The organism is Streptomyces sp. DSM 41931 (genome assembly GCF_050271085.1).
Classification (GTDB): domain Bacteria; phylum Actinomycetota; class Actinomycetes; order Streptomycetales; family Streptomycetaceae; genus Streptomyces; species Streptomyces albogriseolus.
On sequence record NZ_CP189902.1, the window covers coordinates 4,963,380 to 4,990,020 of the forward strand.

Sequence of the window (26,641 nt, forward strand, 5' to 3'; positions counted from 1 at the left end):
GATGCGATGCCGCACGCGACGGACGTGACACGGAACTGGTCGGGGATCGAGCAGCGGTGGGCCCTGCTCTACCGCTGGGGGCCGTACGTCCTGCTGGGCACGGGCACCGTGCTGGCGGCGGCCACCGCCGAACCGCTCGGCATGACCCGCGCGGAGGTGTACGCCTGCGGGGTGCTGGTCGTCGCGGCCCTCGTGCTCCAGCTGTGGTGGGAGAGGGCGTCCCGCGGGGCCGGGGAGCCGACCCGGACGAGCACGGTGTACTTCGCGGTCCGCATGGCCATCGGCTTCGCCCTCACCTGGATGAACCCGCTGTTCGCCTTCCAGGTGGCCGTCAACTACTGGGACGCCGGCCGGCTGCTGCCGAAGCGGCTCGTCGTCCCCGGGCTGCTGGCGGCGGCCGCCGCGGTCGCCGGATCGCAGAGCGGCGGGCTGCCGCCGGACGGCCTGACCGGCTGGCTGGTCTTCCTCGGGCTCATGGCCGTCAACCTGGGCCTGCTCCTGCTGTTCTCCCACCTCGCCCGCATGGAGCAGGACCGCGCCCGCACCCAGGCGGCGACCATCGCCGCACTCGAGCGCACCAACACCGCGTTGCAGCAGGCGCTCGACGAGAACGCCGCCCTGCACTCCCAACTGCTCGTCCAGGCGCGGGAGGCCGGGGTCGCCGACGAGCGCCGCAGGCTCGCCGCCGAGATCCACGACACCCTGGCGCAGGGCCTGACCGGCATCATCGCCCAGCTCCAGGTCGCCGCGAACACCCCCGACCCGGTCGCAGGCCGCGACCGTCTGGACCGGGCCCTCGCCCTGGCCCGCGAGAGCCTCGGCGAGGCCCGCCGCTCCGTGCACAACCTCTCCCCGGTCGCGCTCGCCGACGGCGGCCTGCCCGGCGCGCTGCGGCGGACCGTCGCCGAATGGGGCGAACGCAGTCAGGTGAAGGCCGAGTTCACCGTCACCGGGACCGCCGAGCCGCTGCACGACGAGATGGCGGCCACCCTGCTGCGCATCGCCCAGGAGGCCCTCTCCAACACCGCGCGGCACGCGCGGGCCACCCGGACCGGCGTCACCCTCTCCTACATGGGGGACGAGGTCACCCTCGACATCCGCGACGACGGCCGGGGGTTCGACCCGCTCGCCGTCCCCGCGCGCACCTCCGCCGGCGGCTTCGGCCTCGACGGCATGCGGGCCCGCGCCGAACGCGTCGCCGGGTCCCTCACGGTCGAGTCCGAGCCGGGCGGCGGCACGGCGGTCTCGGCTCGCGTACCGTTGGTCCGCCATGACCCATGACGCCGCGTCCCGCACGGCCGGACAGGCCGCGCCCGCAGAGCCCGTGATCACCCTGCTGGTCGTCGACGACCACCCGGTCGTCCGGGACGGCCTGCGCGGCATGTTCGAGTCCGCGCCCGGCTTCCGCGTGCTCGGCGAGGCGGCCGACGGCGCGGCGGCGCTGGAGCGGGCGGCGGAGCTGGACCCCGACGTGATCCTGATGGACCTGCGGATGCCGGGCACCGGCGGCGTGGCGGCCATCCGCGAGCTGACCCGCCGGGGCGCGCGGGCCCGGGTGCTGGTGCTGACCACCTACGACACCGACTCCGACACGCTGCCCGCGATCGAGGCGGGCGCGACCGGCTATCTGCTCAAGGACGCCCCGCGCGAGGAGCTGTTCGCGGCCGTACGCGCCGCCGCCGACGGGCGTTCCGTACTGTCCCCGGCCGTCGCCTCCCGGCTGGTGTCCGCCGTCCGCGCGCCCCGCACCCCGGGCGCGGAACCGCTGTCCGCGCGGGAGCGGGAGGTGCTGGCGCTGGTCGCCAGGGGCACCTCCAACCGGGAGATCGCCCGCGAGCTGTTCATCAGCGAGGCCACGGTCAAGACGCATCTGACGCACATCTTCGCCAAGCTCGGCGCCAAGGACCGGGCGGCCGCGGTGGCGACGGCCTACGACCGGGGCATCCTCGGCTGACCACGGACCGGCGCACGCCGGGCGTCAGGGCAGCACCCGCAGCAGCAGCACCGACCGCCCCGGCACGGTCACCGGCACCCCCGCCCGGTGCACCACCGCGGGCGCGCGGTCCTGCTCCTCCCGCGCCGTGTCCACGACCACCTCGTACCGCCCGGCCCACGGCGGGCCCGGCAGGACGAAGTCCACCGGGTGCGCGCCCGCGTGCAGGACGGCCAGGAAGCTGTCGTCGAGCACCGGCGCCCCCTGCTCGTCGCGCCCCGGGATGTCCCGCCCGGAGAGGTACATGCCGAGGGTGGCGGCCGGCGCGTACCAGTCGCCCTCGGTCATCTCCCGGCCGTGCGGGGTGAACCACGCCAGGTCCCGCAGCCCGTCCGCGGAGTGCGCCCGGCCGGAGAAGAAGGAGCGGCGGCGCAGCACCGGGTGCCGGTGGCGCAGCGCGATCAGCCGCGAGGCCAGCGCGGTCAGCGGCCGCCACTCCGGGTCGTCGCGCAGGCTCCAGTCCAGCCAGCCGGTCTCGTTGTCCTGGCAGTAGGCGTTGTTGTTGCCGCGCTGGGTGCGGCCCATCTCGTCGCCCGCCACCAGCATCGGCACGCCCGTCGACAGCAGCAGCGTGGTCAGCAGGTTCCGCAGCTGCCGCCGCCGCAGGGCGCGGACGTGCCCGTCGTCCGTCTCGCCCTCCGCGCCGCAGTTCCAGGACCGGTTGTCGTCCGTGCCGTCGCGGTTGCCCTCCCCGTTGGCCTCGTTGTGCTTGCGGTCGTACGACACCAGGTCGCGCAGGGTGAAACCGTCGTGCGCGGTGACGAAGTTGACCGAGGCGTACGGCCGCCGCCCGCCCCAGGCGTACAGGTCGCTGGAGCCGGACAGCCGGTAGCCCATCTCCCGCACGTCCGGCAGCGCGTGGCGCCAGAAGTCCCGTACGGCGTCCCGGTAGCGGTCGTTCCACTCCGTCCACAGGGGAGGGAAGGCGCCCACCTGGTAGCCGCCGGAGCCGACGTCCCACGGCTCCGCGATCAGCTTCACCCGGCGCAGCACCGGGTCCTGCGCGATCACCGCGAGGAACGGCGAGAGCATGTCGACGTCGTGCATGGAGCGGGCCAGCGCCGCCGCCAGGTCGAAGCGGAAGCCGTCGACGCCCATCTCCGTCACCCAGTAGCGCAGCGAGTCCGTGATCAGCCGCAGCACGTGCGGCTGCACCACGTGCAGGGTGTTGCCGCAGCCGGTGTAGTCGGCGTACCGGCGGGCGTCGGGCTGGAGGCGGTAGTAGCCGCGGTTGTCGACGCCTTTCAGGGACAGCGTGGGGCCCAGCTCGCCCGCCTCCGCGGTGTGGTTGTAGACGACGTCGAGGATCACCTCGATGCCGGCCGCGTGCAGCGCGCGCACCATCCGTTTGAACTCGCCGACCTGCTGCCCGGCCGTCCCGGAGGCCGCGTAGGCGGCGTGCGGGGCGAAGTAGCCGATGGAGTTGTAGCCCCAGTAGTTGCGCAGGCCCCGGCGCAGCAGATGGTCCTCGTGCGCGAACTGGTGCACCGGCAGCAGCTCGACGGCCGTGACGCCCAGCCGCACCAGGTGTTCGATCGCCGCGGGGTGCGCGAGTCCCGCGTAGGTGCCGCGCAGCTCCTCGGGGACGTCCGGGTGCCGCTTGGTGAAGCCGCGCACATGCAGCTCGTAGATGACCGAGTCGGCCCACGGCGTCTTCGGCCGCCGGTCGTCCGCCCAGTCGTCGTCGTCGTGGACGACGACGCCCTTCGGCACGTACGGCGCGGAGTCCCGGTCGTCGCGCACGGTGTCCGCGACATGCTGCTCCGGCCAGTCCCGGACGTGCCCGTACACCTCGGGCGGCAGCGTGAAGTCCCCGTCCACGGCGCGGGCGTACGGGTCGAGCAGCAGCTTCGCCGGGTTCCAGCGCCCGCCGGTCCACGGGTCCCAGCGGCCGTGCACCCGGTAGCCGTACCGCTGCCCCGGCATCACCCCCGGCACGAAGCCGTGCCAGATGCCGTGCGTCAGCTCGGTCAGCCGGGCCCGGTTCTCCCGGCCGTGCTCGTCGAACAGGCACAGTTCCACGCCCTCCGCCCCGCCCGCCCAGAGCGCGAAGTTGGTCCCCGCCACCCCGTCCGGGCCGGTGCGGAACCGGGCGCCCAGCGGCGTCGGCCGGCCCGGCCGGACGGGCACCGTGGGCACGGGCGGCGCCGGCCGCGCGCCGTTCACGACGACGGCCGGGAGACCGTCCCCGGTGGCCCGCTCTCCGGCCACCGCCTCCTGCTCGGCTGCGCTGGACACCTGTCAGCCTCCCGCGGCTCGTGGGGGACGACGGCGGACAGGTGAGCCACGGCCCGTGCGGCTCCCCGGTGCGTCGTCCTCCCACAGTTCTGCCCAGAGCGCGCCTCGCACTCACGTTTCCCCGAGGGGCGGCATGGTCGTTTCCCCGAGGCTGCGCCCGTCGTTGGGTACCGCGTGAGGCACGTACAAGGGCGCGCACGGCGCGCGAGGGCCGCGCTGGCCGTCGTAGTGACATGGGCAGGACTGCTGACCGCGATCGCCGGGTGCAGCCCGGAGGGTCCCGTCCCGGGGGCGTTCGGGCCGCCGGGACGCGGGGACGTCATCCAGGTGTCCCCGCGGGACGGGAGCAAGGGCGTACGCCCCGGCGACCCGCTGCGGGTGCGGGTGGCGGAGGGCCGGCTGGAGTCGGTGAAGGCGGTCGTGTCGCAGGACGCGCGCGAGTCACCGGTCCCGGGCCGGATCTCCGCCGACGGGCGCACCTGGAAACCCGACGACGAACGGCTGGCGCTCGCCGCGAAGTACACCGTCGACGCGGTCGCCGTGGACGGCGCCGGACGCAGCTCCGCCCGGCACACCACCTTCACCACGCACGTCCCGGAGGAACGCTTCATCGGCTACGTCGCCCCCGAGGACCGCTCCACCGTCGGCACCGGGATGATCGTCTCCCTGGAGTTCAACCGGAAGATCACCCGCCGCGCCGCCGTGGAGCGCGCGGTCCGGGTCACCGCACGCCCCGCCGTCGAGATCCGGCCCCACTGGTTCGGCTCCACCCGCCTGGACTTCCGCCCCGAGCACTACTGGAAGCCCGGCACCAAGGTCACCGTGGACCTCGACCTGCGCGACGTCGAGGGCGCGCGCGGCGTCTACGGCCTCCAGCGCCGCACCTTCACCTTCACCGTCGGCCGCAGCCAGGTGTCCGTGGTCGACGCCGCCGCGCACACCATGCGGGTGCGCCGGGACGGGGAGCTGCTCACCACCGTGCCGGTCACGGCGGGCGCGGCGAAGACGCCCACGTACAACGGCAAGATGGTGATCACCGAGATGCTCGAGGTCACCCGCATGAACAGCCGCACGGTCGGGTTCGGCGGCGAGTACGACATCCCCGACGTCCCGCACGCCATCCGGCTGACCAGCTCCGGCACCTTCCTGCACGGCAACTACTGGGCCGCGCCGGAGGTGTTCGGCAGCAGCAACGTCAGCCACGGCTGCGTCGGCCTGCGCGACGAGAAGGGCGGCAGCGCGGACACCCCGGCGGGCTGGTTCTTCGACCGCAGTCTGATCGGCGACGTCGTCGAGGTGGTCAACAGCAAGGACCGGACGGTCGCGCCGGACAACGGGCTCGGCGGCTGGAACATGAACTGGAAGGACTGGAAGGCGGGCAGCGCGGTGAACGGCCGCTGACCGCACCCCCTCGGCCGGGCCGTTGAACTTGGAACGGAACGGTGACACAACCTCCGCCTTCCGCGCTCCTGGCCTGTGGTTACCATTCGCCGTGTGCGCGAGAGGCGTGCTGGGGGGCCGGGTCCGGACAGACCCGCCGAGGGGAGAAACAAGTGAACGTGGGGCCGATATCGGGGGCGTCGGTGGGCGCGCGGCGCGGCGGCAGGAAGCTGGCGGCGCTGGCACTCGGGGTGATGCTGGCGGTCACCGCCTGCGGCGGGGGATCGGAGCCGGGATCCGGCTCGGGCGAGGGCAAGGGCAAGGGCAAGGACTCCACGGCGGCGCGCGGCACGCAGTCCGAGGCGCGCGTGACCATCGCGCCGCGCGACGGCGCCACGTCGGTGGAGACCAGCGGTGAGCTGAAGGTGACGGCCGCCCAGGGCAGGCTCACCGAGGTCGTCGTCAAGAACGCCAAGGGCAAGGCCGTCGAGGGCGCGATATCCAAGGACGGCGCCACCTGGACGCCGTCCACCCACCTCGCCGCCTCCACCGGCTACACCGTGCACGCGGTCGCCAAGGACGCCGAAGGCCGCACCACCACGCAGGACTCCCGCTTCACCACCCTGACGCCGAAGGAGACGTTCATCGGGCACTTCACCCCCGAGGACGGCTCCACCGTCGGCGTCGGCATGCCCTTCTCCCTTCGCTTCACCCGGGGCATCACCCACCCCGAGGACGTCGAGAAGGCCGTCCGCATCACCACCGAGCCGGCCGTCGAGGTCGAGGGCCACTGGTTCGGCAACGACCGCCTGGACTTCCGCCCGCAGACGTACTGGAAGGCCGGCACCAAGGTCACCGTCGACCTCGACCTGGACGGCGTCGAGGGCCGTGACGGCGTCTACGGCGAGCAGTCCAAGAAGATCTCCTTCACCATCGGCCGCAGCCAGGTCTCCGTGGTCGACGCCAAGAAGCTCACCATGAAGGTGATCCGCGACGGCAAGGTGATCAAGAAGATCCCGGTCACCACCGGCGCCCCGGGCTACGAGACCTGGAACGGCAAGATGGTCATCAGCGAGAAGCTGACGGTCACCCGGATGAACGGCGACACGGTCGGCTACGGCGGCGAGTACGACATCAAGGACGTCCCGCACGCCATGCGCCTGTCCACCTCCGGCACCTTCATCCACGGCAACTACTGGGGCGGCGACGCCTTCGGCAACCGCAACGCCAGCCACGGCTGTGTCGGCCTGCGCGACGTGAAGGGCGGCTGGGACAAGACAGCCCCGGCGGCGTGGTTCTTCACCAACTCGCTGATCGGCGACGTGGTCGAGGTCAAGAACAGCGACGACGCGGTGATCGCGCCCGACAACGGCCTCAACGGCTGGAACATGTCCTGGGAGAAGTGGAAGGCGTAGGCCCTCCGCGGGCGTGCCCGGTGTCGGCGGGGGATGTGAGCCACGGCACCGGCTCACGAAGGGTTAGTCACCGTTAACCTGCTGGCATGACCGTACATCTCGAAGTCGCCGAGGGCGTCGGCACGCTGCGCCTGGACCGGCCGCCCATGAACGCGCTGGACGTCGCCACGCAGGACCGTCTGAAGGAGCTCGCCGAGGAGGCCACGCGCCGCGAGGACGTGCGCGCCGTGGTGATCTACGGCGGCGAGAAGGTGTTCGCGGCGGGCGCGGACATCAAGGAGATGCAGGCCATGGACCACACGGCGATGGTCCTGCGCGCCCGAGCCCTCCAGGACTCCTTCACCGCCGTCGCCCGCATCCCCAAGCCGGTCGTGGCCGCCGTCACCGGCTACGCGCTCGGCGGGGGCTGCGAGCTCGCCCTGTGCGCCGACTACCGGATCGCCGGGGAGAACGCCAAGCTCGGCCAGCCGGAGATCCTGCTCGGCCTGATCCCCGGCGCGGGCGGCACCCAGCGGCTGGCCCGGCTGATCGGCCCGTCCAAGGCCAAGGACCTGATCTTCACCGGCCGCCAGGTGCGGGCCGACGAGGCGCTCGCCCTCGGCCTGGTGGACCGCGTGGTCCCCGCCGACGAGGTCTACACCCAGGCGCACGCCTGGGCGGCGAAGCTGGCGCAGGGGCCGGCGCTCGCGCTGCGGGCGGCCAAGGAGTCGGTCGACACCGGTCTGGAGACGGACATCGACACCGGTCTCGCGGTGGAGCGCAACTGGTTCGCGGGCCTGTTCGCCACGGAGGACCGGGAGCGGGGCATGCGCAGCTTCGTGGAGGAGGGCCCCGGCAAGGCGAAGTTCCTGTGACGAGCAGTTGAAATCCCCGCCAAGGGGTTGCAGTTGACGTCATGTCTCATCCGGCCCTCTCGACGGTACGCATTATGGGAGCCTTAACGCACCCTTAAGCCGTACCCGTCGAGGGGGCCCGTCGATTGCCCGAGCGTGAGTCGTTGTCGCAGGTCGAGCAGGCTTTCGGATGCACCGACATGCCTTTGGCACATGCCGGAGGCCCACGGTCGGACGGGGGCGCAGAGGGGGCGTATTCCCTCGGAACGGCCCCGGCCTCCCCGGTGGACGGCCATGATGGGGCCATGGCGGGGCTGGAGGGCATGGAGCAGCCGCGGGGAGACGGACGCGCCATCGCGTCGCGCTGGTCGCCGACGGTCGAGGACGAACATGCCGTGCGCGCAATGGAGTTGTACGGCGACCCCACGGAGGGCGAAGTTCCGCTCCCGTCCCTTCCCGAGTCCGCCGCCATCGCCCGCCGACTGGTCCAGATCGTCATCCTGCGCCGCTGGGGCCTGCCCCCGAAGTTCACCGAGGACGCGGTGCTGCTCGTCTCGGAACTCGTCGGCAACGCCGTACGCCACACCGGGGCCCGTGCCTTCGGGCTGCGCATGCGGCACCGCCGGGGCTGGATCCGCGTCGAGGTCCGCGACCCGTCCCGCGCCCTGCCCTGTCTGATGCCGGTGCAGGAGATGGACGTCAGCGGCCGCGGTCTGTTCCTCGTCGACGAACTCGCCGACCGCTGGGGCGTCGACCTCCTCTCCCACGGCAAGACCACCTGGTTCGAGATGCGCGTGGCGGACCGCTGAGGGCTCACGGAGGTCCCTGAGGGCCTTCCCGCCCGCGTGGCTTGAGTCTCCACCCACTGGAAGGCCCAGACTCCCGGACATGACCGACGACGGCACCGGCCTTCTCACCATCGGCGAGCTCGCCCGGGCGACCGGGCTGTCCGTGCGCACCATCCGCTACTGGTCGGACGAGGGCGCCCTGCCCCCGGCGACCCGTTCGGCGGGCGGCTACCGGCTCTACGACGCCGGCTCCTTCGCCCGCCTGGAGCTGGTCCGCACCCTGCGTGAGCTGGGCCTCGGCCTCACCGACGTACGCCGGGTGCTGACCGGTGAGACGACGGTCGCGCAGGTCGCGGCGGCCCACGTGGCCGCGCTGGACGCGCAGATCCGGTCGTTGAAAGTGACCCGCGGGGTGCTGTCGACCGTGGCCCGCAGGGGCTCGACCGCCGAGGAGACGACCCTGATGAACCGACTCGCCCGCCTGTCCGCCGCCGAGCGCGCCCGCATCCTCGACGACTTCACGACCGAGATCTTCCAAGGCCTCGACACCGCGGACCCCGACATCCGGAACCGTCTGCGGTTCGCCGCGGCCGATCTTCCCGACGACCCCACCCCGGACCAGGTGGACGCATGGGTGGAACTGGTCGAGCTGATCCAGGAGCCGGAGTTCCGGGCCGCCATGCGCAGGATGATCGAGTTCAACGCCGCGGACCGGGGACGGGACGTGCCCACCGGCAGCTCCCTGTGGTTCATGAGCCGCCTGATCCGCAGCGCCGGCGACGCCCTGCGCGACGGCGTCGTGCCGGGCACGCCCCGCGCCGCGGCCGTGCTGCGCGACCTGATCGGCGACGCCGACCCGGCTGCCGTGCTGAAGCGCCTCCAGGCGGTGGCCGACCCGCGCCTCAACCGCTACCGCGAACTGTCCGCCGTGGTGAACGGATGGGACCGGCCCTCCGCCCGCACCGAGGAGTTCGGGTGGGTGGTCGCCGCACTGGAGTCCCAGGTGGCCCCATAAACTGACCCGCGTCAGCAAGACGGCAAAGTACGAGACGAGGGGCGGACCGGTGGCGGACATCGAGGAAGCACGGAAGCAGTTCGAGCGGATCGACACGAACGGGGACGGGTTCATCACCGCTGCCGAGTTCAAGACCGCGCTGGCCCAGGGCGGCGACTGGAACGTCACCGAGGCGGTCGCCGAGGCCCTCATCAAGTCGCGGGACCTCGACGGCGACAAACTGCTGTCCTTCGACGAGTTCTGGATCCACCTGAACAAGTAGGACCGGGCATGCCCCGGCGCCGGTGACTCCGGCGCCGGGAATCCACGCGGACGCCGCACAGGGCCGGACGGGCGAAAGCGCCCGGAATGGTCCGCCCGCCCGGCAGGTTGGTGCCGATCATGGGGTTTCCCCGGAAACCCCGGCGACATCGACCCCGGAAAGGGCGAGGCGAGCGGACATGAAGATCGGCATCATCGGCGCGGGCAACATCGGCGGAAACCTCACGCGACGGCTCACGGCCCTCGGCCACGACGTCTCCGTCGCCAATTCCCGCGGCCCGCACACCCTGAGGGAACTGGCCGACGAGACCGGCGCGACCCCGGTACGGGCAGAGGAGGCCGCGCGCGGCGCCGAGATCGCCGTCGTCACCGTGCCCCTCAAGGCCGTGCCGGACCTGCCCTCCGGCCTGTTCGACGAGGCCGCTGAGGGCCTGGTCGTCATCGACACCGGCAACTACTACCCGCGCCGGCGCGACGGCAGGATCCCCGGCATCGAGGACGAGGGCCTCACCGAGAGCCGCTGGACCGAACGCCAGATCGGCCACCCCGTCGTCAAGGCGTTCAACGGCACCTACGCCCAGGACCTGCTGGACCGGCACCGCCCCGCCGGCGACCCCGAGCGCATGGCCCTCCCCGTCGCCGGCGACGACGAGGCGGCCAAGCGCACGGTCCGCGACCTGATCGAACAGCTGGGCTTCGACACCGTCGACGCGGGCGGCATCGACGACTCCTGGCGCCAGCAGCCCGGCACCCCGGTCTACGGCCTGCGCGCGGGCGCCGAGGCCGTCACCCAGGCCCTCGCCGAGGCGTCCCCGGAACGCCCGGAGGAGTTCCGCGGCTGACCTCTCACGCCCCGGCCCACTCCCGTAGCGCCGACCCGCTGGAGAAGTCCGCGACGTTCTTGTCCAGCGGGTCGTCGGTGTACTGGTGGAATCGCCAGTCCGCCTTGATGCGCGGTTTCCCGGCGGTGACGTAGTCGGCGATCCAGAGGCCGTCGCCCGCGTAGGACGTGGTGTCGACGTCGAGCCAGAAGTGCCTGTTGGCGTAGAGGATCACCCTGTGGTGCGGCCTCAGGTCCTTCACCTTCCGGATGAAGCGGTCCTTCTCCGCGTTGCTCGCCCGTGTCCCCTCACCCGTCGTCTCCCAGTCGACCGCGAGGACGTCGCCCCGCTGCTCCGGGGCGTGGCGCACGAAGTACTCCGCCTGGGCCGTGAGGTCGCCCGGCCAGAGGAAGTGGTAGAAGCCGACGACCAGGCCGGCGTCGCGGGCCCGCTTCGTCTGGGCCGAAAGCTTGGGGTTGATGTACGAACGCCCCTCCGTCGCCTTGATGAAGACGAAGGACAGGCCGTCGGTGTCGTACGAGGAGGACTGGTACGCACTCACGTCGATGCCGCGCAGCATGGGGCTCCCTGAGGTGCCGGTGGGGGGAGGGGAGTCGAGTGATTCCTTCCCCGCTCTGGGACCGGCGACCCGTCCGGCAGGTGGAAAGTCCGGTCCCGGCGGTCACTGACACCCCTGGTGTCACTCCTGTGTCGCTTACCCGTCATGTTCCGCTCACCTCGCACAGATGAACTAGCCGGAGAAGTGACGTGAGGTGACGACCGATGAGAGCGCGGAGAGACGACATGGCCGAACCGGCCGAGGCGGCGGCGTTACCCGCCCCGATCGACATGCTCCTCGCCGCCGCCGTCGCGCGGCGCTTCTACCTGGAGCACCGGTCGAAGGTGGAGATCGCCAAGGAGTTCGGCATCAGCCGGTTCAAGGTGGCCCGCCTCCTCGGCGCGGCCGTGGCCCACGACATCGTGCGGATCGACATCACCGTCCCGGCCGAGATCGACGTCCCGCTCGGACGGGCGTTGTCCGAGCGGTTCGGGCTCCGGCACGGCATCGTTGTCAACCTGGGCCGCGGCGAGGGCGGTACGGCGGCGCCGGCGGACCAGTGGCGGAGCGGGCGCTGGCTCGGCACGGCGGCGGCCCGGCTGATCTCGGAGATCGCCGAGGAGGGCGACGTCCTCGGACTGGACGGCAGCCACGCCGTGGACGCGCTCAGCGAGGCGGTCACCCGGCTGCCGCTGTGCGACGTGGTGCAGCTGACCGGGGTGCGGGGGCGGGACCTCGCCCGTGACGCCGCGATCACCGCGGTCCGCCGTACGGCCGCGGCCGGCGGGGGCAGGGCGTTCCCCCTCCACACCCCGTTCCTGCTGCCCGACGCGGTGACGGCCGCCGTCCTGCGCAGCCAGCCCGCCACCGCCGAGACGCTGAACCGGTTCGGTCTGGTCACCAAGGCCGTCGTCGGCATCGCGGCGTGGGACGCACCGCACTCCACGGTGTACGACGCCCTGTCCGAGCGGGAGCGGGAGACACTCCGGGAGGCGGGAGCGTGCGCCGAGGTGGCCGGCCATGTCCTGGACGCCGAGGGCCGGATGATCCCCACCGAGCTGACCGCCCGGACGATCGCCGTCACCGCCGACGAACTCCGTGGCGTCACCGAGCTGATCGGCGTCGCGGCCGGCGGACGCGGTGCCGGGGCGGTGCGCGCCGTACTGAACTCCGGACTGCTCACCGGAGTCGTCACGGACGCCACGACCGCGCGCCTCCTCCTCTGGCACGACGACCCGGACGACCCGGCGCGGACCGTATCCGCACCGTCGTCCCGATCCACTGGACGAGGACAGCGATGAGCCGGCAGGACGGGGCGCTTCCGCCCGTTCCGGACGACATCCGCGAGGCGGGCCGCCTCGCCCCGGACCACTGGCTGGGGGTGGTCGACCCGATGTGGTCCGGGGAGGGCAAGCCTCCGGAGTGGGCGATGACCGGCCGGTGGCGGTCCGGACCCGACGGCGAGATCGTCGAGTGGGAGGACAATCCCGGGTACCGGCCGTCCCCGCGCGCGCTCGGCTGGCCCGAACCGGTGGACGAGGTGGACCGCGCCGTCCAGCTCGCGTCCACCGGATACGGGCCCGGCGAGGCGGTGCCGGCCGCGCTGGTGGGACGTGAGGTGGCCGTGCTGACCGCGCCGGGCGGCGAGGGCCTGGTGAGCGCGGCGGCGCCGGACGGGACACCGGTCGTGCCGGTGTTCACCTCGTCGGTGTTCCTGCGCACGGCGGGCCGGTTCGCCTTCGAACTCGTCGGCGTCGACGACCTGGTGACACGCGTCCCCGAGGGGCACGTGCTGTATCTGAACCCCTCGGCCGCGGTGGGCATGCTGCTGGACCCCGGCCCCGTACGCGACGCGGTCCGAAACGGCGCGGGGGAGCGGCCCGTCGCGGCCGCCACCGCCGTCGGAAGCACGGCGCCGGTGGTCACCGAGGCCGTTCACCCGGTCCGGGGGACGGACGCGTGAGCCGCTGGTCGTCCGTGCTGCGGGGCCGGGGACGCGGAGGTACGGCGGTCCCGGCCGGCGGCGGGAACGGCGCCGGGAACCGGGGCGCCGGCGGGCCCCCGGTGGAGGACATCGACGGTGTGCTGCTGGTGCGCTCGGTCGAGGACGACTCCTTCCCGCTGGACGTCGTCGCCGAGGTGGCGGGCGCCGTCGGGCGGGAGGAGGACGTCGTCACGGTGATCGTGGGCTCCGCCGCCGGGGGCGGGGCGCCCGACGCCGGCCACTGGGCACGACTGGGCGCGCTCCTCGACTCCCTCCGCGCGCGGGGCACCGACCGGGTCCGGCTCGTCATGTCCGGCGCCGGTGACGACCGGCCGGACCGGCCCGGCGTCGCCCGCAGGATCGCGGAGGCCTGGGAACTGGAGGTGACGGCGCCGGACGGGGCCGTCCTGATCACACCCGGGGGCACGCTCTTCGTCCACGGCGACTCCCGCCGAGATCGCGCCTGGTGGCGGTTCGCACCCGGTGCGGAGCCCCGGAAGGCGGGCCGGCGGGCGCCGGCACCCGCCTGGGAGGAGGCGCTGGACGGGGTGCCCGCGCGCACGGCCGGCGGCTGTGTCGTGGACCGCGTCCCGGCAGGCGTGGTGATCCGTCCGGCCGAGGCGCCCGGGCCGGCCCCCGACGACCTGTGCTTCTCCGTGCCCGTCGACCTCGAACGGCTGACGGTACTGGTCGGTGCCCCGCAGGCGGAGGACGTCGGCGCCGACGAGGTGGCCGCCGTGCTCGCGGGGCTGCCGGAGGCGGAGCGCGCCCGCACCCGGCTCGCGCCCGGCGGCCGGCGTGACCTGCTGCGGCTCGGGCAGTCGGTCGCCGACCTGCTGGGCGCCGAGGTGGAGGTGCTCACCGGCCTGCCGCTGCTCGATGACCACGCTCCGCCCGGAACGCCTCCCCGGCCCACGCTGGTGGGGCTGGACGGGAGGCCGAGCTGGCGGCCGTTCGTGTCGTCCGTGGTCTGCGGACCGGTCGACGCCGAGGGGCGGGCTCCCGTACCCAGGCCGGTGGAGATCCACCCGCCCGACTGGGTCCTCGGCGGCAGCGAACGGGGGACGGTACGGCTGACGGACCACTGGCAGGCGAGGGTGACCCGGGCCGGCCTCGCCCTGTGGGCACCGGACGGACCTCGTCCGGGGCCGCTCGGACCGGCCGTCGACCCGGAGGTGTGCGCCATCGAAGTGGGCATGCCGGGGCAGCCGTTGGACGACTCCCTGCTGCCCGCGCTGTCCCGCCTCGTGCGCGGCCTCGGCACCGACGTCCGCGCACGCACCACCCTGCTGGTCCGCGGCCGACTCCTGAAGGGCGACGGCGCTCTCCGCCGTCTGGCCGCCGAACACGGCATACCGAACATCCGCTACGTCACCTCCGGACGGCCCTCGTGCCCCGGCCCGGCGACCGTTCGGCCGGGCATGGCGACGAGCCGACCGCCCACGGGCGCCGACGGCCCGTCGGCGGCGAAGCCCGGACAGACTGTGCCGACCGTGGCCCACGGGCCTGGTACAGCGCCTGTTCCGCCTGGGGCCAGGCATGCCGCCGGGGTGGGCCGTGGGCCCGGCGGGACGGGCCGGGCGTCGGCGTCCGGCGGGGTGGCCCGTGGGGCCGGCACGACTCCTGTTCCGCCTGTTGCCGGGTCTGCCGCCGGAGCGGGCCGCGGGCCCGGCGACGGGGAGACCCGTCGGTCCGGTACGGCTGCGAGCGGTCCGTCGGCCGGCGGACCCGGCGGTGGGGCGGCCCGCTCCGACGGTGTGGCTGCCGCCGGTCCGCAGGCTGCCGGGCCCGGGGCACCGGTGCGCCCGCGTGCCCTGTCCCCGGATGCTCCTCCGGGCGATGCGGCCGCTGAAGCGAACCGATGTTCGACTGTCGGGCCCGTCGCGTCCCCGGATGTCCCCGTGGACGCGGACGCCCCCGGCCTGTCGGCCGCCGGTGCCGGGGGAGAGGCGGGTGCACCGCCGGGCTCCTCGCCGGAGGCCGCCGAACCCGAGGCGGCGGGGCGCGGGGCGTCCGTGCCCGCCGCGTCCTCGGAGTCCCGTGCACAGGGTCGGTCCGCCGAGGGGTCCCCGACCGCCGCGTCGCCGGAGCCCGGCGCCGGGAGCGAGGCGAGGGCTTCGGGGCCCGGTGCGGTGCCGGGCACCGGGGCGGGTCCGGGGGCCGCAAGGCCTCGGACCGTCTCCTCGGCCGGGGCGCGCCCCGGAGCCGGCGGTGTCGTCGGCGGGGCGGGGCACGCCGCCGGCGGTCGGGCCGTACGTGCCGTGGCGCCGTCGGGACCGCCGGGGCGGGCCGGGGAAGCGTCCGCGTCGCGCCGTGCCGCCCTGCCGTTCGTGCCCGGGCATGTCAGCGGGCCCGCCGAGCGTGCCGCGTTCCGGGATGCCGCGGGCGGCGCCTGGGAGGGGCACGCGGCCGCCGTGTCGCGGGTGCTCACCCGGATGCCCGCCCTGCGCGGTCAGGAACTGGACGCCGCGCGGACCGACCTCGTCGCCGCGCACGCCTACCTCACCGCCGGGGAAGGACCTCTGCACCACCGCGAGCTGATCCGGGACCTGCGCACCGGCGAGGGGCGCCTGCTGCCCTACGCCGGGTGTCTCGCGTCCGCTCTGCGCCGGCTGCCCTCCTACCGGGGCGTGGCCCTGCGCGGCGGGGACGCCGACGGCCCCGCACCGGAGGCCGGCACGCTGCTGCACGACCCCGCCCCGGTCAGCGCCCTGGCCGGATCCTCGGCGCTCCCCTCCGGGGCCCCCGTGCGCTACGCGGTCTGGTCCGTCACCGGACGCAAGGTACGGCAACTGATCGACCGGCCGGGCGGGCCCCCGGAGAGGTACGAGGAGATCGTCTTCGTGCCGGGGACCGGCTTCCGGGTGCTGGGGGTGCGGACCGTGCCCGCGGGCCCTTCCGTCGTACTGCTGCGCGAGCTCCCCGGGAACGCGACCGCCTACCGGGACGGGTCGGACGAGCTGAGCGGGCTGGACCTCAAGGCCCTCACGCACCTGGAGGAGGCGCTGGCCAAGGGCTTCCGCCCCGGCGACGACCACCAGTGGCCGGAGCGCTGTTCCGGGCCCGTGGGCCAGGACGGATAGCGGGCGGGGGCGCGCCACACGACCACCCATCACCCGACAGTCCACACAGATCGAGGAGAACGATGGCACGTCAGAAGAAGCCGCCCGCTCCCGGCGGGCCCGACGGCACGGGGGGTCCGGGCGGCTCGTCCGTCCGCAGGGCCGTGTCCCTCGGGTCGGCGGCGGCCGACCCCGGCCCGATGCTGGCGCCGGCCGCACGGCGTACGGCCGCATCGGACCCCGGCGACGGCGACACCGGGCGAACCGGGGAAGCGGCGGAGACGGCCCGGCCGGCCGCGGACACCGCCGAGAGCGAGGCCGCCCCCGCGCCGGCCGCCGCCACCGGGGAACCGGCCGCGGCGGCCACCGCGTCCGCCTCGCGGGAGCGGCCGGAAACGGAGAGCGGGAGCGCCGCCGAGCCGGCCGCCGCAGCCGCCGCGGCCGCCGAACCCGCCGGAGTGAGCGGGGTGGGCGGAACCGCCGCTGCCGCCGCCGGTGCGGACGGGCCGCCGTCCGGGAAACCGAAGAAACCCCTGCTCGCCGCCGCCGGCATCGCGGGTGTCGTCCTTCTCGCCGTGCCGCTGCTGATCTGGGCCACGGACGACTCACGGCAGAAGGAGAAGGACGACGTGACGGTGGCCGCCGGGTCCGACACCTTGCTGGAGGAGGACCCCCTGGAGGTGCCGAAGGGCGACTACGCCGCGGCGGAGCCCACACCTGAGCCGTCGACCGGGAAGCCGTCCGTCGAGCCGTCCGTCAAGCCGAGCCATGTCGTCGAGAAGCCCGTCCCCCCGGTGACGAGTTCGGCTCCCGCCCCGGTCGGCGAGTCGCCCAGGGCGACGACGAAGAAGGCGGAGACCCGGACCGAGAAGCGCGAGGCCCCGGTGCTCCCGCCGAACACGGCCGCCTACGCCGTTCAGCGGCTGGCCGCCGAGGATTCCGGCCGGCACATCTGCTACCGGGTCCACCGGAAGGGGGCCGGCTGGACCAACCCGAGGTGCGACGGGGCCATGTCGGGCAAAGGGCTGCCGATCACGGCCATCAACATCGCGGTGGTCGGCGCCAAGAAGGTGTCCGCCAACGAGTACGTCCAGAAGGACGGCTGGACGACCGCGTGGTCGAGCGCGGGCGAGGCGACGGATCTGACGCTGGGCAGCGACTCCCCGAACGCGCCGAACCTCAGCGGGTACGCCATCGGCGTCGACGACGGCAACGTCTGCCACCACCACAAGCTCGGTGGGCACGACTGGGGCGCCTATCTGTGCGAGTCGTCCGAGGGCTGGCGGTTCGGCGGGACGCTGGAGCCGGACCTGTGGCTGGAGAGCGTCAAGTTCAACCTCTGAGGGATCCGCCGGCGCGGTGGACGCCCGCCGGCACCGGCCGGCGGGCGTCCGTCCTCACCCGGCGGGCTGCTGCCGGAGGACCTGCCGGCCCGGCAGGTCCTCCGGCAGCAGCGTCGTGAGGTCGGCGAGACTGGGAGAGGCCAGCCCGCCCAGCCGGCGGGCCTGGCTCGTCATCATCGTCTCCAGCAACTGCCGGGCCAGCCGCGCGTTGCCGAAGGACCGGTCGCGCGGGATGGCGTCCACATGGGCGCGCAGCGCCTCGACGGTGGCGTCGGCGCACTCGTACCCGGAGGCGGCGGCGTGCCGGGACACGATGGTGACCAGTTCGTCCGTGCTGTAGTCCTCGAACGTCACGAACTTGGAGAACCGGGACGTCAGACCGGGGTTGGAGGCGAGGAAGCGCCCCATCTCCTCGGTGTATCCGGCGACGACGACCACGATCTCGTCGCGGTGGTCCTCCATCAGCTTCAGCAGGGTGTCGACCGCCTCGCGGCCGAAGTCGTTGGACGATCCCTCGGGGGTCAGGGTGTAGGCCTCGTCGATGAAGAGCACCCCGCCCAGCGCGCTGGTGAAGACGTCCTTGGTGCGCTGGGCGGTGTGGCCGACGTACTGGCCCACCAGGTCCGCCCGCGCCACCTCGACCAGGGAGTCGCGGGGGAGCACCCCCAGCGAGTGCAGGAGCCTGGCGTACAGCCGGGCGACGGTGGTCTTGCCGGTGCCGGGCGGTCCGCTGAAGACCAGGTGGTTGCTGATCCGGGGGGCGGGCAGCCCGGCGGCGACCCGCTGCCGGGCGTTGGTGAGGAGGCTGACCAGGTCGGCTACCTCCCGCTTCACGGCGGCGAGTCCCACCATGGCGGTGAGTTCGGCCATCGGGTCGGAGGCTGCGGACGCGCCGTCCGCGTCCTGCTCCGTGCCGCCCTCGCCGGCGCCGACGGCCGCCGCCTCCGCGTCGCCGACGTCCTGCGGCAGCAGCAGCGTCAGGTCGTTCTCCGACGGGTCGGTCATGGCCGCGAGCCGGAACGCCTGCCGGTCCACCATGTCCTCGAACACGCTGCGGGCCGCACGGCCGTTGCCGAAGGTCGCGTCGCGCGTCATCTGCTCGAAGCGTACGGCGAGGGCCTCCCGGGTCAACGGCCCGAGCTCGAACTGGTGACGCAGGCAGAGGCTCTCGGTGATCGTCACCAGCTCCTCCACCGCGTAGTTGCCGAACTCGATGGTGCGGGTGAACCGGGAGGCGAGACCGGGGTTGGCGGTCAGGAACGACTCCATCTGCTCGGAGTATCCGGCCGCCACCACGACCACGTCGTCGCGGTGGTCCTCCATCAGCTTCAGCAGGGTGTCGACGGCCTCGCGGCCGAAGTCGTTGGACGTTCCCTCGACGGTGAGCGTGTAGGCCTCGTCGATGAACAGCACTCCGCCCAGCGCGCTGGTGAACGCCTCGGTGGTCTTGATGGCCGTGCCGCCGATGACCTGCGCGACGAGATCGGCACGGGCGACCTCGACCAGGTGTCCGCTCCTGAGCACGCCCAGGTCCGCGAGGATGCTGCCGTAGAGGCGGGCGACGGTGGTCTTGCCGGTGCCGGGCGGCCCCGCGAAGATCAGGTGCCGGCTCATCGACGGGACCGGCATGCCGAGCCGGCGCCGGCGCTCCGCGAGCTGGTTCAGATTGACCAGCGTGTTCACCTGGTGCTTGACGTTCTCCAGGCCGACGAGCGCCTCCAGTTCGGCCAGCGGGCCCTCCGGTTCCGGTTGCTTGCCGGACCCGCCCGGTGCGCCGTCCTCGCCGCCTGTCCCGGCCGACTCGCCCCAGCTGTCCGGCAGCCCGTTGTCCGCGCTGGTCAGCAGCTCGACCGTGAGCCGCTCGCTCGCGCGGCTCTGGCGCAGTCCCGCGCCCCGGTTGTCGCGTACGACGCACCGGGTGACGTCGACCGGCTCGGCGCTGTCGATCCGTACGCCGTCGCCCGTACTCCCGGTGATCTGACAGGCGGTGAGGACGGCCCGGCCGCCCCGCGACACCTGGACGCCGTGCGCCTTCGAGCCGTGCACCCGGACCCGCTCCAGGGTGATTTCCGCGCCGTCCCGCACCCCGACCCCGGCGTCGGCGCTGTCGCCGATCTCGCAGTCCCGCAGGGTGCCCCGGCCGCGTTCGCCGACGAGCAGGCCCGAGCGGGCGGCGGAGGTGAGGACCGTGTCGCTGATCTCGGGGTCCGAGTCGTCGTCGATGCTCAGCGCGCAGCCGCCGGCGGACTCGATCTCACAGTGCTCGAGCCGGCCGCGGCCGTCATCGGTGAACTCGACGCCGTGGCCGCCGGAGCCGGTGACCCTGACGCGGCGCAGCAAGGGGTTGGCGGCGGAGCGCACCGAGATGCCGACGCCGGCCGCGTCCAGGACCTCCAGGTGCTCGAACTCGGCCGTGGAGTCGTCCCAGAGCTGCACCGCCCCGCCGGTGTCGGCGCAGTCGCTCACCACGGTGTTCCGCAACAGCGGGGCACCGCCCTCGACGACCCGTACGGCGGCCTCGGCGGAGCCGTGGAACGAGCAGCCCTCCAGCATTCCGCGCGAGCGGTCCAGGACGAGCAGCCCGCTGGTCCCGGTGCGCCGGGTGACGCATCCGCGCAGCACGGGGTCGGCCCCGCCGGAGATGACGATGCCGCTCTGCGCGATCGACTCGAAGGAGGTCTCCTCGATCTCCGGCCGGGACATGCTGGTCACCAGCAGGCCCACCGAGGTGTGGTGCACGGCGCACCGCAGCACGCGCGTCGAGCTGTGGCCCTCCAGGGCGATGGCCGGCTTGTCGGTGCCGGAGATGTCGCAGCCCTCCACGGTGCCGCGGGACTCGCCGCTCGCCAGGACGCCGTTGGCCCGCGCGCCCCGGATGCGGCAGTCGCGGACGAGGGGCCCGGCACTCTCGCCGATCACCACCGCGGAGGTGCCGAAGTTCTCGAACACACAGTCCTCGACGATGCTCCCGGACTCCGACGAGTCGACCAGGCCGGCGCCGCCGGGGTTGCTGATCCGGCAGCCGCGGGCGGCCAGCGAGCCCTTGCCGCGGACCAGCAGCGCCGTCCATCCGGAACCGGCCACGGTGCAGTCGTCGAGGGCCGCCTGGCCGGCCGGTACGTCCACGACCGCGGCCTCCTTGTCCCGGCCCCGGAGGGTCAGGGCACTGAGCATCACGGCGTCGGCCATGAGGGTGACGGCGGTGCCGTCCCGCGGGCAGAGCTCGACGGCGCCCGGCTCGCCCTCGCCGGCGATCGTCACCCGGTGCCGGATGACGAGGTTCTCGGCGTAGCGGCCGGGGCGGACCCGGATCACCGCCCCGGTACGGGCATGGGCCAGTGCCTCACCGATCGTCCGGAAGCCGTCCGACCGTTCCGGGCCGACCGTGAGTATGTGACGTGCCACGCCTCGAACCTCCTTGTGCTGTCGCCTAGTTGGCGTTGTACGCCGTACATCTTGTGTGCATATCATGCGGCTTATGCGGAATGTCATGAGACGTCGGGGGGCGGGCCTTGTGCTGGCGGTCGCCGTGGTCCTACCGGTCACGGGCGGGCCTGCCCTCGCCCTCCCCGCCGCGCCGTCGGCGAGCTCCGGTGCCGACGATCCGGGGGCCACGCTGCTGCCCCCGCTGCCCGTCCGGCTCGGCGAGGGCAACCCGTGCACCGGGGCCTCGGATCAGACGGCCACCGGGGCGGCGTGGTCGCAGACGGCGCTCGGGCTGTCCCGGGCCCAGCGGATCTCCCGCGGCGGCGGGGTGACCGTCGCGGTGGTCGACAGCGGGGTCGCCACCGGCGTCCCCAGTCTGTCCGGCAGGGTGGAGCCCCTCGACGGGGCGGCGAAGGACTGCGTGGGCCACGGCACGTTCGCCGCCGGCCTGATCGCCGCCGCGCCGGAGAAGGGCAGCGGCATCACCGGGATCGCCCCACAGGCGGAGATCCTCGCCCTGTCCGGCACCGACGACCGGGGAGTGCCCTCCGTGGAACGCGTCGCCGCCGGCATCAGGACCGCGGCGGACCGCGGCGCACAGGTCATCTACGTCGGCCAGGTCCTGCGCACCGGCAAGGCCGAACTCACCGCGGCCGTCGCCCACGCCGCCCGGCGCGACGCGCTGGTCGTCGCCCCGGCCGCGCCCGACGCCGTGGCCCGTGAGGAGCGGGGGCCCGACGGTGAGATGCCCGAGGGGCCGTACTGGCCGGCCGCCGCACCCGGCGCGCTCGCCGTCGTGGACTTCGGCCCCGGCGGCGTACGGCAGAAGAACGCGCCGCCCGCCTACGAGCCCGATCTGTCCGCGCCCGGCAGCGAGATGGTCAGCGTCGGCCCTGAAGGTTCCGGCCACTACATCGGCTCCGGCGCCTCGCTGGCCGCGGCGGGCGTCGCCGGCGCCGCCGCCCTCGTCCGCGCCTACCACCCCGACCTCGGGGCGGCCGAGGTCGCCCGTCGCCTCCTCGACACCGCCTACCCCTCGGACATCCCCCGCCTGGACCCGTACGCCGCCCTGTCCCTGGTCCAGGACCACACGAAGCCCTCTGCAAGGACCCCCGCCCCCGCGCGGATGCCGCCCCCCGCCGACCCCGCCCCCCGCACCCGTTCCCTGACGATCGCGGCCGTGGGCCTGACCACGGTCCTCCTCCTGGCGGCCCTGGCCGCGGTCGTCCCCCGAGGCCGCACCCGTAACTGGCGCCCACCGGGCACCTCCTGAGGACGTCGTCACCGCACCCGTCCGGGCCGGCCCTCGCCTGCCCGGCCCGACGCCTTCGGGGCGCCGTCGCGCCCACCCTCCCCCACTCTCGGCTCCACTCGAGCGGGGGGACCCCCATCGCCCTGCGGCACGACTGCCCGCGGATCGTGGCGGCGGTGCGGAGACCCTCTCAGGACCCGGACGCCTCACGACCCGCCCCCCACGAGCCCCGTCTGCACCTGCAAGGTCTTCCGCCGGGCGATCCGGACCGCCCGCCCCGGAATCAGCTCCCGCCCCTTCACACTTCCGAACAGATATCCCTCACTGGGCGGACACGACATCAGCAGCCCCGGCGTGTTCACCTCCTGCAACCGCCGCAGCAGCGCCTCGTTCAGCCCTCGCCCGGCTCCCGCCGAGGACCGCGCCACCACCAGGTGCAACCCCACCTCGTGCCCCAGCGCCAGATGGTCGAGGAGCGGGGCGAACGGCTGCGTCATCGGCCCGCCGCCCACCATGTCGTAGTCGTCGACCAGGATGAACAGCCGCGGCCCCTGCCACCAGTCGCACAACCGCATCCGCGACGGAGCGATGTCCTCCCCCGGCACCCGCTGCCTGACCGCCCGCGCGGCTCCGTCCACCAGGTCCCGCAGCATGTCCAACGACACGGCGTGCCCCAGCCGGTACGCCTCCGGAACGCTCTCCACCAGCTCCCGCCGGTAGTCCACCGTCATGATCCGCGCCTCGGCCGGCGTGTACCGCTCGGTGATGCCGCGCGCGACCAGCTTCAGCAGGTTCGTCTTGCCGCTCTCCGTGTCGCCCACCACGATCAGATGCGGGTTCTCGGCGAAGTCGTGCCACACCGGCGCCAGTTCGTTCTCGTCCAGGCCGATCGCGATCCGCAGCCCGTTCTCGCCCTCCGGCTCCGGCAGCTCCTCCACCGGCAGCGTCGAAGGCAGCATCCGCACCCGTGGCGCGGTGGGCCCCGTCCAGTTCTCGCCGATCGCGGCGACCAGTCCCGCGACCCCGTCCGCGAGGTCGTCGGCGTCCTCGACCCCGTCGACGCGCGGCAGCGCCGCCAGATAGTGCAGCTTGTCCGAGGTCAGCCCCCGTCCCGCGCTGCGCGGGACCGTCGCCGCCTTCCGGGAGTCGATCTGGGAGTCCATGGGATCGCCCATACGCAGCTCCAGCCGGGTCCCGGTCTGGTCGCGTACCGACGACGACAGCTCCACCCAGCGGGCGGTGGTGACGATCAGGTGGACGCCGTAGTTGAGCCCGCGGGCGGCCAGCGCGTTGAAGGTGGGGATGTGCCGGTCGAAGTCCTGGCGCACGGTCGCCCAGCCATCGATGACCAGGAAGACGTCCCCGTGCGGCTCGTCGGGGAACTCTCCCGCCGCGCGCCGCTTGCGGTAGGTCGCCATGGAGTCGATGCCGTGCTCCAGGAAGAACCGCTCCCGCCGGGCGAGCAGCGTGGTGACCTCCGCGATCGTACGGCCCACCCGCTCGGTGTCCACCCGCGCCGCGACCCCGCTCATATGGGGCAGCCCGTCCAGTGAAGCCAGCGTGCCGCCGCCGAAGTCGAGGCAGTAGAACTGCACTTCGCGCGGGGTGTGGGTGAGGGCCAGCGCGGTGACGAGGGTCCGCAGCAGCGTGCTCTTGCCGCTCTGCGGCCCCCCGGCGACGGCCACGTGGCCCCCGGCCGCGGACAGGTCCACGGTCAGCAGGTCACGCACCTGGTCGAAGGGCCGGTCGACCACACCCACCGGAACGGTGAGCCGCCCCCGCAGCGGCCAGTCGGCCGTGGTCAGGCCGTACCGCGGGTCGGGGGACAGCGGGGGCAGGATCTGGTCCAGGGTGGCCGGCCGGCCCAGCGGCGGCAGCCACACCTGGTGGGCGGGCGGCCCCGCCCCGCGCAGCCGGTCGAGCGCCACCGACAGCAGCGTCTCCCCGCCGCCGTCCCCCTCGCCCTCCGGTTCGGGTACGGTCCCGTCGGGCTCGCCCGCCGGGTCCGGGTCCGCGGGAGCGCGCGGCACCACCCACTCCGCCGTCCACGGCACCACCTGACGCGCCACCTGCGCCCGCGCGACGGCCCGCCGCCGCCGGTACGGTCCCGAGACGTACGCGGCCCGGAACCGGGTCAGCGCGTCGACACCGCTCTTGAGGAACCCGGCGCCCGGCTGCGCGGGCAGCTCGTAGGCGTCCGGCACCCCCAGCACGCCCCGGCTCTCCATCGCGGAGAACGTCCGCAGACCGATCCGGTACGACAGATGGCTCTCCAGCTGGTGCATACGGCCCTCGTCCAGCCGCTGCGAGGCCAGCAGCAGATGGACCCCGAGGCTGCGCCCGAGCCGGCCGATCATCACGAACAGCTCCATGAAGTCGCGGTGCGAGGCGAGCAGTTCGCTGAACTCGTCGACCACCACGAACAGGCTGGGCAGCGGCTGCAGCGGCGCCCCGGACTGCCGCGCCTTCTCGTACTCCAGCGCGGAGGTGTAGTTCCCGGCGGCGCGCAGCAGCTCCTGCCGCCGGATCAGCTCCCCGTGCAGGGCGTCCTGCATCCGGGCGACCAGCGCCACCTCGTCCGCGAGGTTGGTGATGACCGCCGAGGTGTGCGGCAGCTCGTCGAGGCCGAGGAAGGTCGCGCCGCCCTTGAAGTCGACGAGGACGAAGTTCAGCGTCTCGGAGGAGTTGGTCAGCGCCAGCCCCAGCACCAGCGTGCGCAGCAGCTCGCTCTTGCCGGAGCCGGTCGCGCCGATCAGCATGCCGTGCGGCCCCGTACCGCCCTGCGCGGACTCCTTGATGTCCAGCTCCACGGGCCTGCCCTCACCGCTCACCGCGATCGGCACCCGCAGCCGGGCGCTGCCCGTCGCCTTCTGCCACAGGGTGGCCGGGTCGTGCCGGTGCAGATCGGGGATGTTCAGCAGCGAGGTCAGCTCGACGTCGTCGGCGAGCGGCTTGGAGTCGTCGCCGCCCACACTCATCCGGTACGGCGCCAGCAACCGGGCCAGCGCCAGCGCGCCCACCGTGCCCAGCCGGTCGGGCCGGCCGAGCACCGTCGACTGCTCCTTGCGGTCGCGGTCGGTGCGCACCAGCGCGACACCGCTCTCGTCCACCTCCAGGCGCAGCGTGGTCCGTCCGGGCTTCCACGCGAGCGCACCGGTGAGGTCGAGCACCACCGCGTTGCGGAACCCGTGCCCGTCGAAGCGGTGCCCGGCCGGCACCGTGCAGCCGTCGATCACGACGACCGTGTACGGCTCCTCACGTCCCGGAACCGCGTCGGGGTCGGCGCCCGGCCGCTCCAGGAACTCCGCGCCGAGCAGGTTCTCCAGCTCGGTGAAGGCCGAAGCGACCAGACGGGCCGGTCCGGCGCCGTCCTCCTCGTGCCGGTGCAGGCTGTGCGGCAGCCACTTCGCCCACTCCCACTCCGCGCGCCGCTCGTCCGAGACGCACAACGCGATCCACAGGTCGTCGGGGGAGTGGAACACCGCCAACTGCGCGAGCAGGGCCCGCACCTGGGCCCGTATCCGCTCCTCGTCCCCGCGGAACAGCACCTTCGACCAGGCCCGCAGATAGATCGCGATGGGCTGGTCGCGGACGGTGGAGTACGCGCGGGTGAAGCTGCGCAGCGCGTGCGCGCTTAGCGGCTCCAGGTCCTCGACGGGCTTGGTCGACAGCGGTGTCAGCTTCATCGCCAGCCGCTGGTCGCCCACACCCATCCGCACCTCGGCGAAGTCCTCGTCGGACGACCGGCGTTCCCACAGCCGGGTGCTGCGCACCAGCGACGACAACGCGTCGGGCTCCGGGTGGCGCCAGGCCAGGGCGCGCTGCTGCTCGACGACGGACGTCCGCACCATGCGCCGGGTCTGCCGCAGATACCGCAGGTAGTCGCGGCGCTCGCCCTTCATCCGCTGCTTGCGCTCGCCGTTGCGCCGCATCACCTGACCGAGCATCATGCCCGCCGACGCGATCACCATCACACCGAGCGCGATGTAGATGAATCCGCCGCTGCTCTGGCTCATCCCCGGCCGCATGAACATCAGCATCATGGAGACCGACATCAGCGCCATCGGCAGATACGTCCACACCGCGGAACTGTCCGGCACGACTTCCGGAAGCGTGGGCGGCTCCTGGAGACTCAGTTCCCCCGACGGCATTTCCGGCCCTTTGCGACGGGCCGGACGGCGGAACAGGATCACGCTCAACGAACGTCCTCCTCAATGATGTCGGAAGGAATTCCGGGGGAAATCCGCGAGAACAACGCGGGTTTTACCGTA

General features: G+C 73.6%; 18 protein-coding genes. 14 read left to right on the forward strand and 4 right to left on the reverse strand.

Annotated features, from left to right (window positions below; genetic code table 11):
* The first annotated feature begins 6 nt into the window (after positions 1-6).
* Both ACP7TJ_RS23150 and ACP7TJ_RS23155 read left to right on the forward strand, forming a co-directional pair.
* On the forward strand, positions 7-1,281 hold the full coding sequence (locus ACP7TJ_RS23150; RefSeq protein WP_228920101.1) for a sensor histidine kinase: 1,275 nt from the start codon (positions 7-9) through the stop codon (positions 1,279-1,281).
* Positions 1,271-1,954 carry a response regulator gene (locus ACP7TJ_RS23155; RefSeq protein ID WP_093768105.1) on the forward strand — a complete coding sequence of 228 codons (684 nt, stop codon included), beginning with the start codon at positions 1,271-1,273 and terminating at the stop codon, positions 1,952-1,954. Before ACP7TJ_RS23150 ends, ACP7TJ_RS23155 begins: the two co-directional genes overlap by 11 nt.
* A 24-nt stretch (positions 1,955-1,978) precedes the next feature.
* On the opposite strand, the gene glgX is transcribed toward ACP7TJ_RS23155, so the two are convergent.
* Positions 1,979-4,231 (reverse strand): glycogen debranching protein GlgX, encoded by a 2,253-nt coding sequence (gene glgX / locus ACP7TJ_RS23160; protein WP_367491262.1) that lies wholly within the window; start codon positions 4,229-4,231, stop codon positions 1,979-1,981.
* A 174-nt stretch (positions 4,232-4,405) separates the two neighbouring features.
* On the opposite strand from glgX, the gene ACP7TJ_RS23165 reads away from it, so the two are divergent.
* The 7 genes from ACP7TJ_RS23165 to ACP7TJ_RS23195 all read left to right on the forward strand — a co-directional run bounded on the left by ACP7TJ_RS23165 (position 4,406) and on the right by ACP7TJ_RS23195 (position 10,765).
* Positions 4,406-5,632: a L,D-transpeptidase gene (locus ACP7TJ_RS23165; protein WP_427765069.1), complete on the forward strand. Its 1,227-nt coding sequence runs from the start codon at positions 4,406-4,408 to the stop codon at positions 5,630-5,632.
* A gap of 152 nt (positions 5,633-5,784) precedes the next feature.
* The gene (locus ACP7TJ_RS23170; protein WP_318296512.1) at positions 5,785-7,026 is read left to right on the forward strand and encodes a L,D-transpeptidase; all 1,242 of its coding nucleotides are present in this window, start codon (positions 5,785-5,787) and stop codon (positions 7,024-7,026) included.
* A gap of 86 nt (positions 7,027-7,112) precedes the next feature.
* Positions 7,113-7,880 (forward strand): enoyl-CoA hydratase/isomerase family protein, encoded by a 768-nt coding sequence (locus ACP7TJ_RS23175; RefSeq protein ID WP_122213641.1) that lies wholly within the window; start codon positions 7,113-7,115, stop codon positions 7,878-7,880.
* 179 nt (positions 7,881-8,059) lie between these two features.
* Positions 8,060-8,668, forward strand: a complete 609-nt coding sequence (locus ACP7TJ_RS23180; RefSeq protein WP_167744714.1) for an ATP-binding protein — start codon at positions 8,060-8,062, stop codon at positions 8,666-8,668.
* A gap of 79 nt (positions 8,669-8,747) precedes the next feature.
* On the forward strand, positions 8,748-9,662 hold the full coding sequence (locus ACP7TJ_RS23185; RefSeq protein ID WP_189912112.1) for a MerR family transcriptional regulator: 915 nt from the start codon (positions 8,748-8,750) through the stop codon (positions 9,660-9,662).
* A gap of 49 nt (positions 9,663-9,711) precedes the next feature.
* Positions 9,712-9,924 (forward strand): EF-hand domain-containing protein, encoded by a 213-nt coding sequence (locus ACP7TJ_RS23190; protein ID WP_093768100.1) that lies wholly within the window; start codon positions 9,712-9,714, stop codon positions 9,922-9,924.
* Between the two features lie 22 nt (positions 9,925-9,946).
* Positions 9,947-10,765, forward strand: a complete 819-nt coding sequence (locus tag ACP7TJ_RS23195) for an NADPH-dependent F420 reductase (RefSeq protein WP_427765076.1) — start codon at positions 9,947-9,949, stop codon at positions 10,763-10,765.
* A gap of 4 nt (positions 10,766-10,769) precedes the next feature.
* On the opposite strand, the gene ACP7TJ_RS23200 is transcribed toward ACP7TJ_RS23195, so the two are convergent.
* Positions 10,770-11,324 (reverse strand): glycoside hydrolase family 25 protein, encoded by a 555-nt coding sequence (locus ACP7TJ_RS23200; protein ID WP_167744717.1) that lies wholly within the window; start codon positions 11,322-11,324, stop codon positions 10,770-10,772.
* Positions 11,325-11,527: 203 nt separating this feature from the next.
* Here ACP7TJ_RS23200 and ACP7TJ_RS23205 point away from each other — a divergent pair, with 203 nt between their 5' ends.
* The 4 genes from ACP7TJ_RS23205 to ACP7TJ_RS23220 all read left to right on the forward strand — a co-directional run bounded on the left by ACP7TJ_RS23205 (position 11,528) and on the right by ACP7TJ_RS23220 (position 17,692).
* Positions 11,528-12,604: a sugar-binding transcriptional regulator gene (locus ACP7TJ_RS23205; protein ID WP_189912110.1), complete on the forward strand. Its 1,077-nt coding sequence runs from the start codon at positions 11,528-11,530 to the stop codon at positions 12,602-12,604.
* Entirely contained in the window at positions 12,601-13,266 is a 666-nt protein-coding gene (locus ACP7TJ_RS23210) for a type VII secretion system-associated protein (protein ID WP_427765080.1), read from the forward strand. The genes ACP7TJ_RS23205 and ACP7TJ_RS23210 overlap by 4 nt, the downstream gene beginning before the upstream one ends.
* Complete coding sequence (locus ACP7TJ_RS23215; protein ID WP_427765083.1) at positions 13,263-16,370, forward strand: hypothetical protein; 3,108 nt, start codon at positions 13,263-13,265, stop codon at positions 16,368-16,370. Before ACP7TJ_RS23210 ends, ACP7TJ_RS23215 begins: the two co-directional genes overlap by 4 nt.
* A 62-nt stretch (positions 16,371-16,432) precedes the next feature.
* Positions 16,433-17,692, forward strand: coding sequence for a hypothetical protein (locus ACP7TJ_RS23220; RefSeq protein ID WP_427765086.1), 1,260 nt, complete (start codon positions 16,433-16,435; stop codon positions 17,690-17,692).
* Between the two features lie 54 nt (positions 17,693-17,746).
* Here the strand turns inward: ACP7TJ_RS23220 and ACP7TJ_RS23225 are convergent, their stop codons facing one another.
* Positions 17,747-21,097, reverse strand: coding sequence for a right-handed parallel beta-helix repeat-containing protein (locus ACP7TJ_RS23225; RefSeq protein WP_427765089.1), 3,351 nt, complete (start codon positions 21,095-21,097; stop codon positions 17,747-17,749).
* A gap of 85 nt (positions 21,098-21,182) precedes the next feature.
* Between ACP7TJ_RS23225 and ACP7TJ_RS23230 the strand changes: the two genes are divergently transcribed.
* The gene (locus tag ACP7TJ_RS23230; RefSeq protein ID WP_380881867.1) at positions 21,183-22,391 is read left to right on the forward strand and encodes a S8 family serine peptidase; all 1,209 of its coding nucleotides are present in this window, start codon (positions 21,183-21,185) and stop codon (positions 22,389-22,391) included.
* A gap of 185 nt (positions 22,392-22,576) precedes the next feature.
* Here ACP7TJ_RS23230 and eccCa read toward each other — a convergent pair whose 3' ends face one another.
* Positions 22,577-26,521 (reverse strand): type VII secretion protein EccCa, encoded by a 3,945-nt coding sequence (gene eccCa, locus ACP7TJ_RS23235; RefSeq protein WP_427767447.1) that lies wholly within the window; start codon positions 26,519-26,521, stop codon positions 22,577-22,579.
* Positions 26,522-26,641 lie beyond the last annotated feature (120 nt).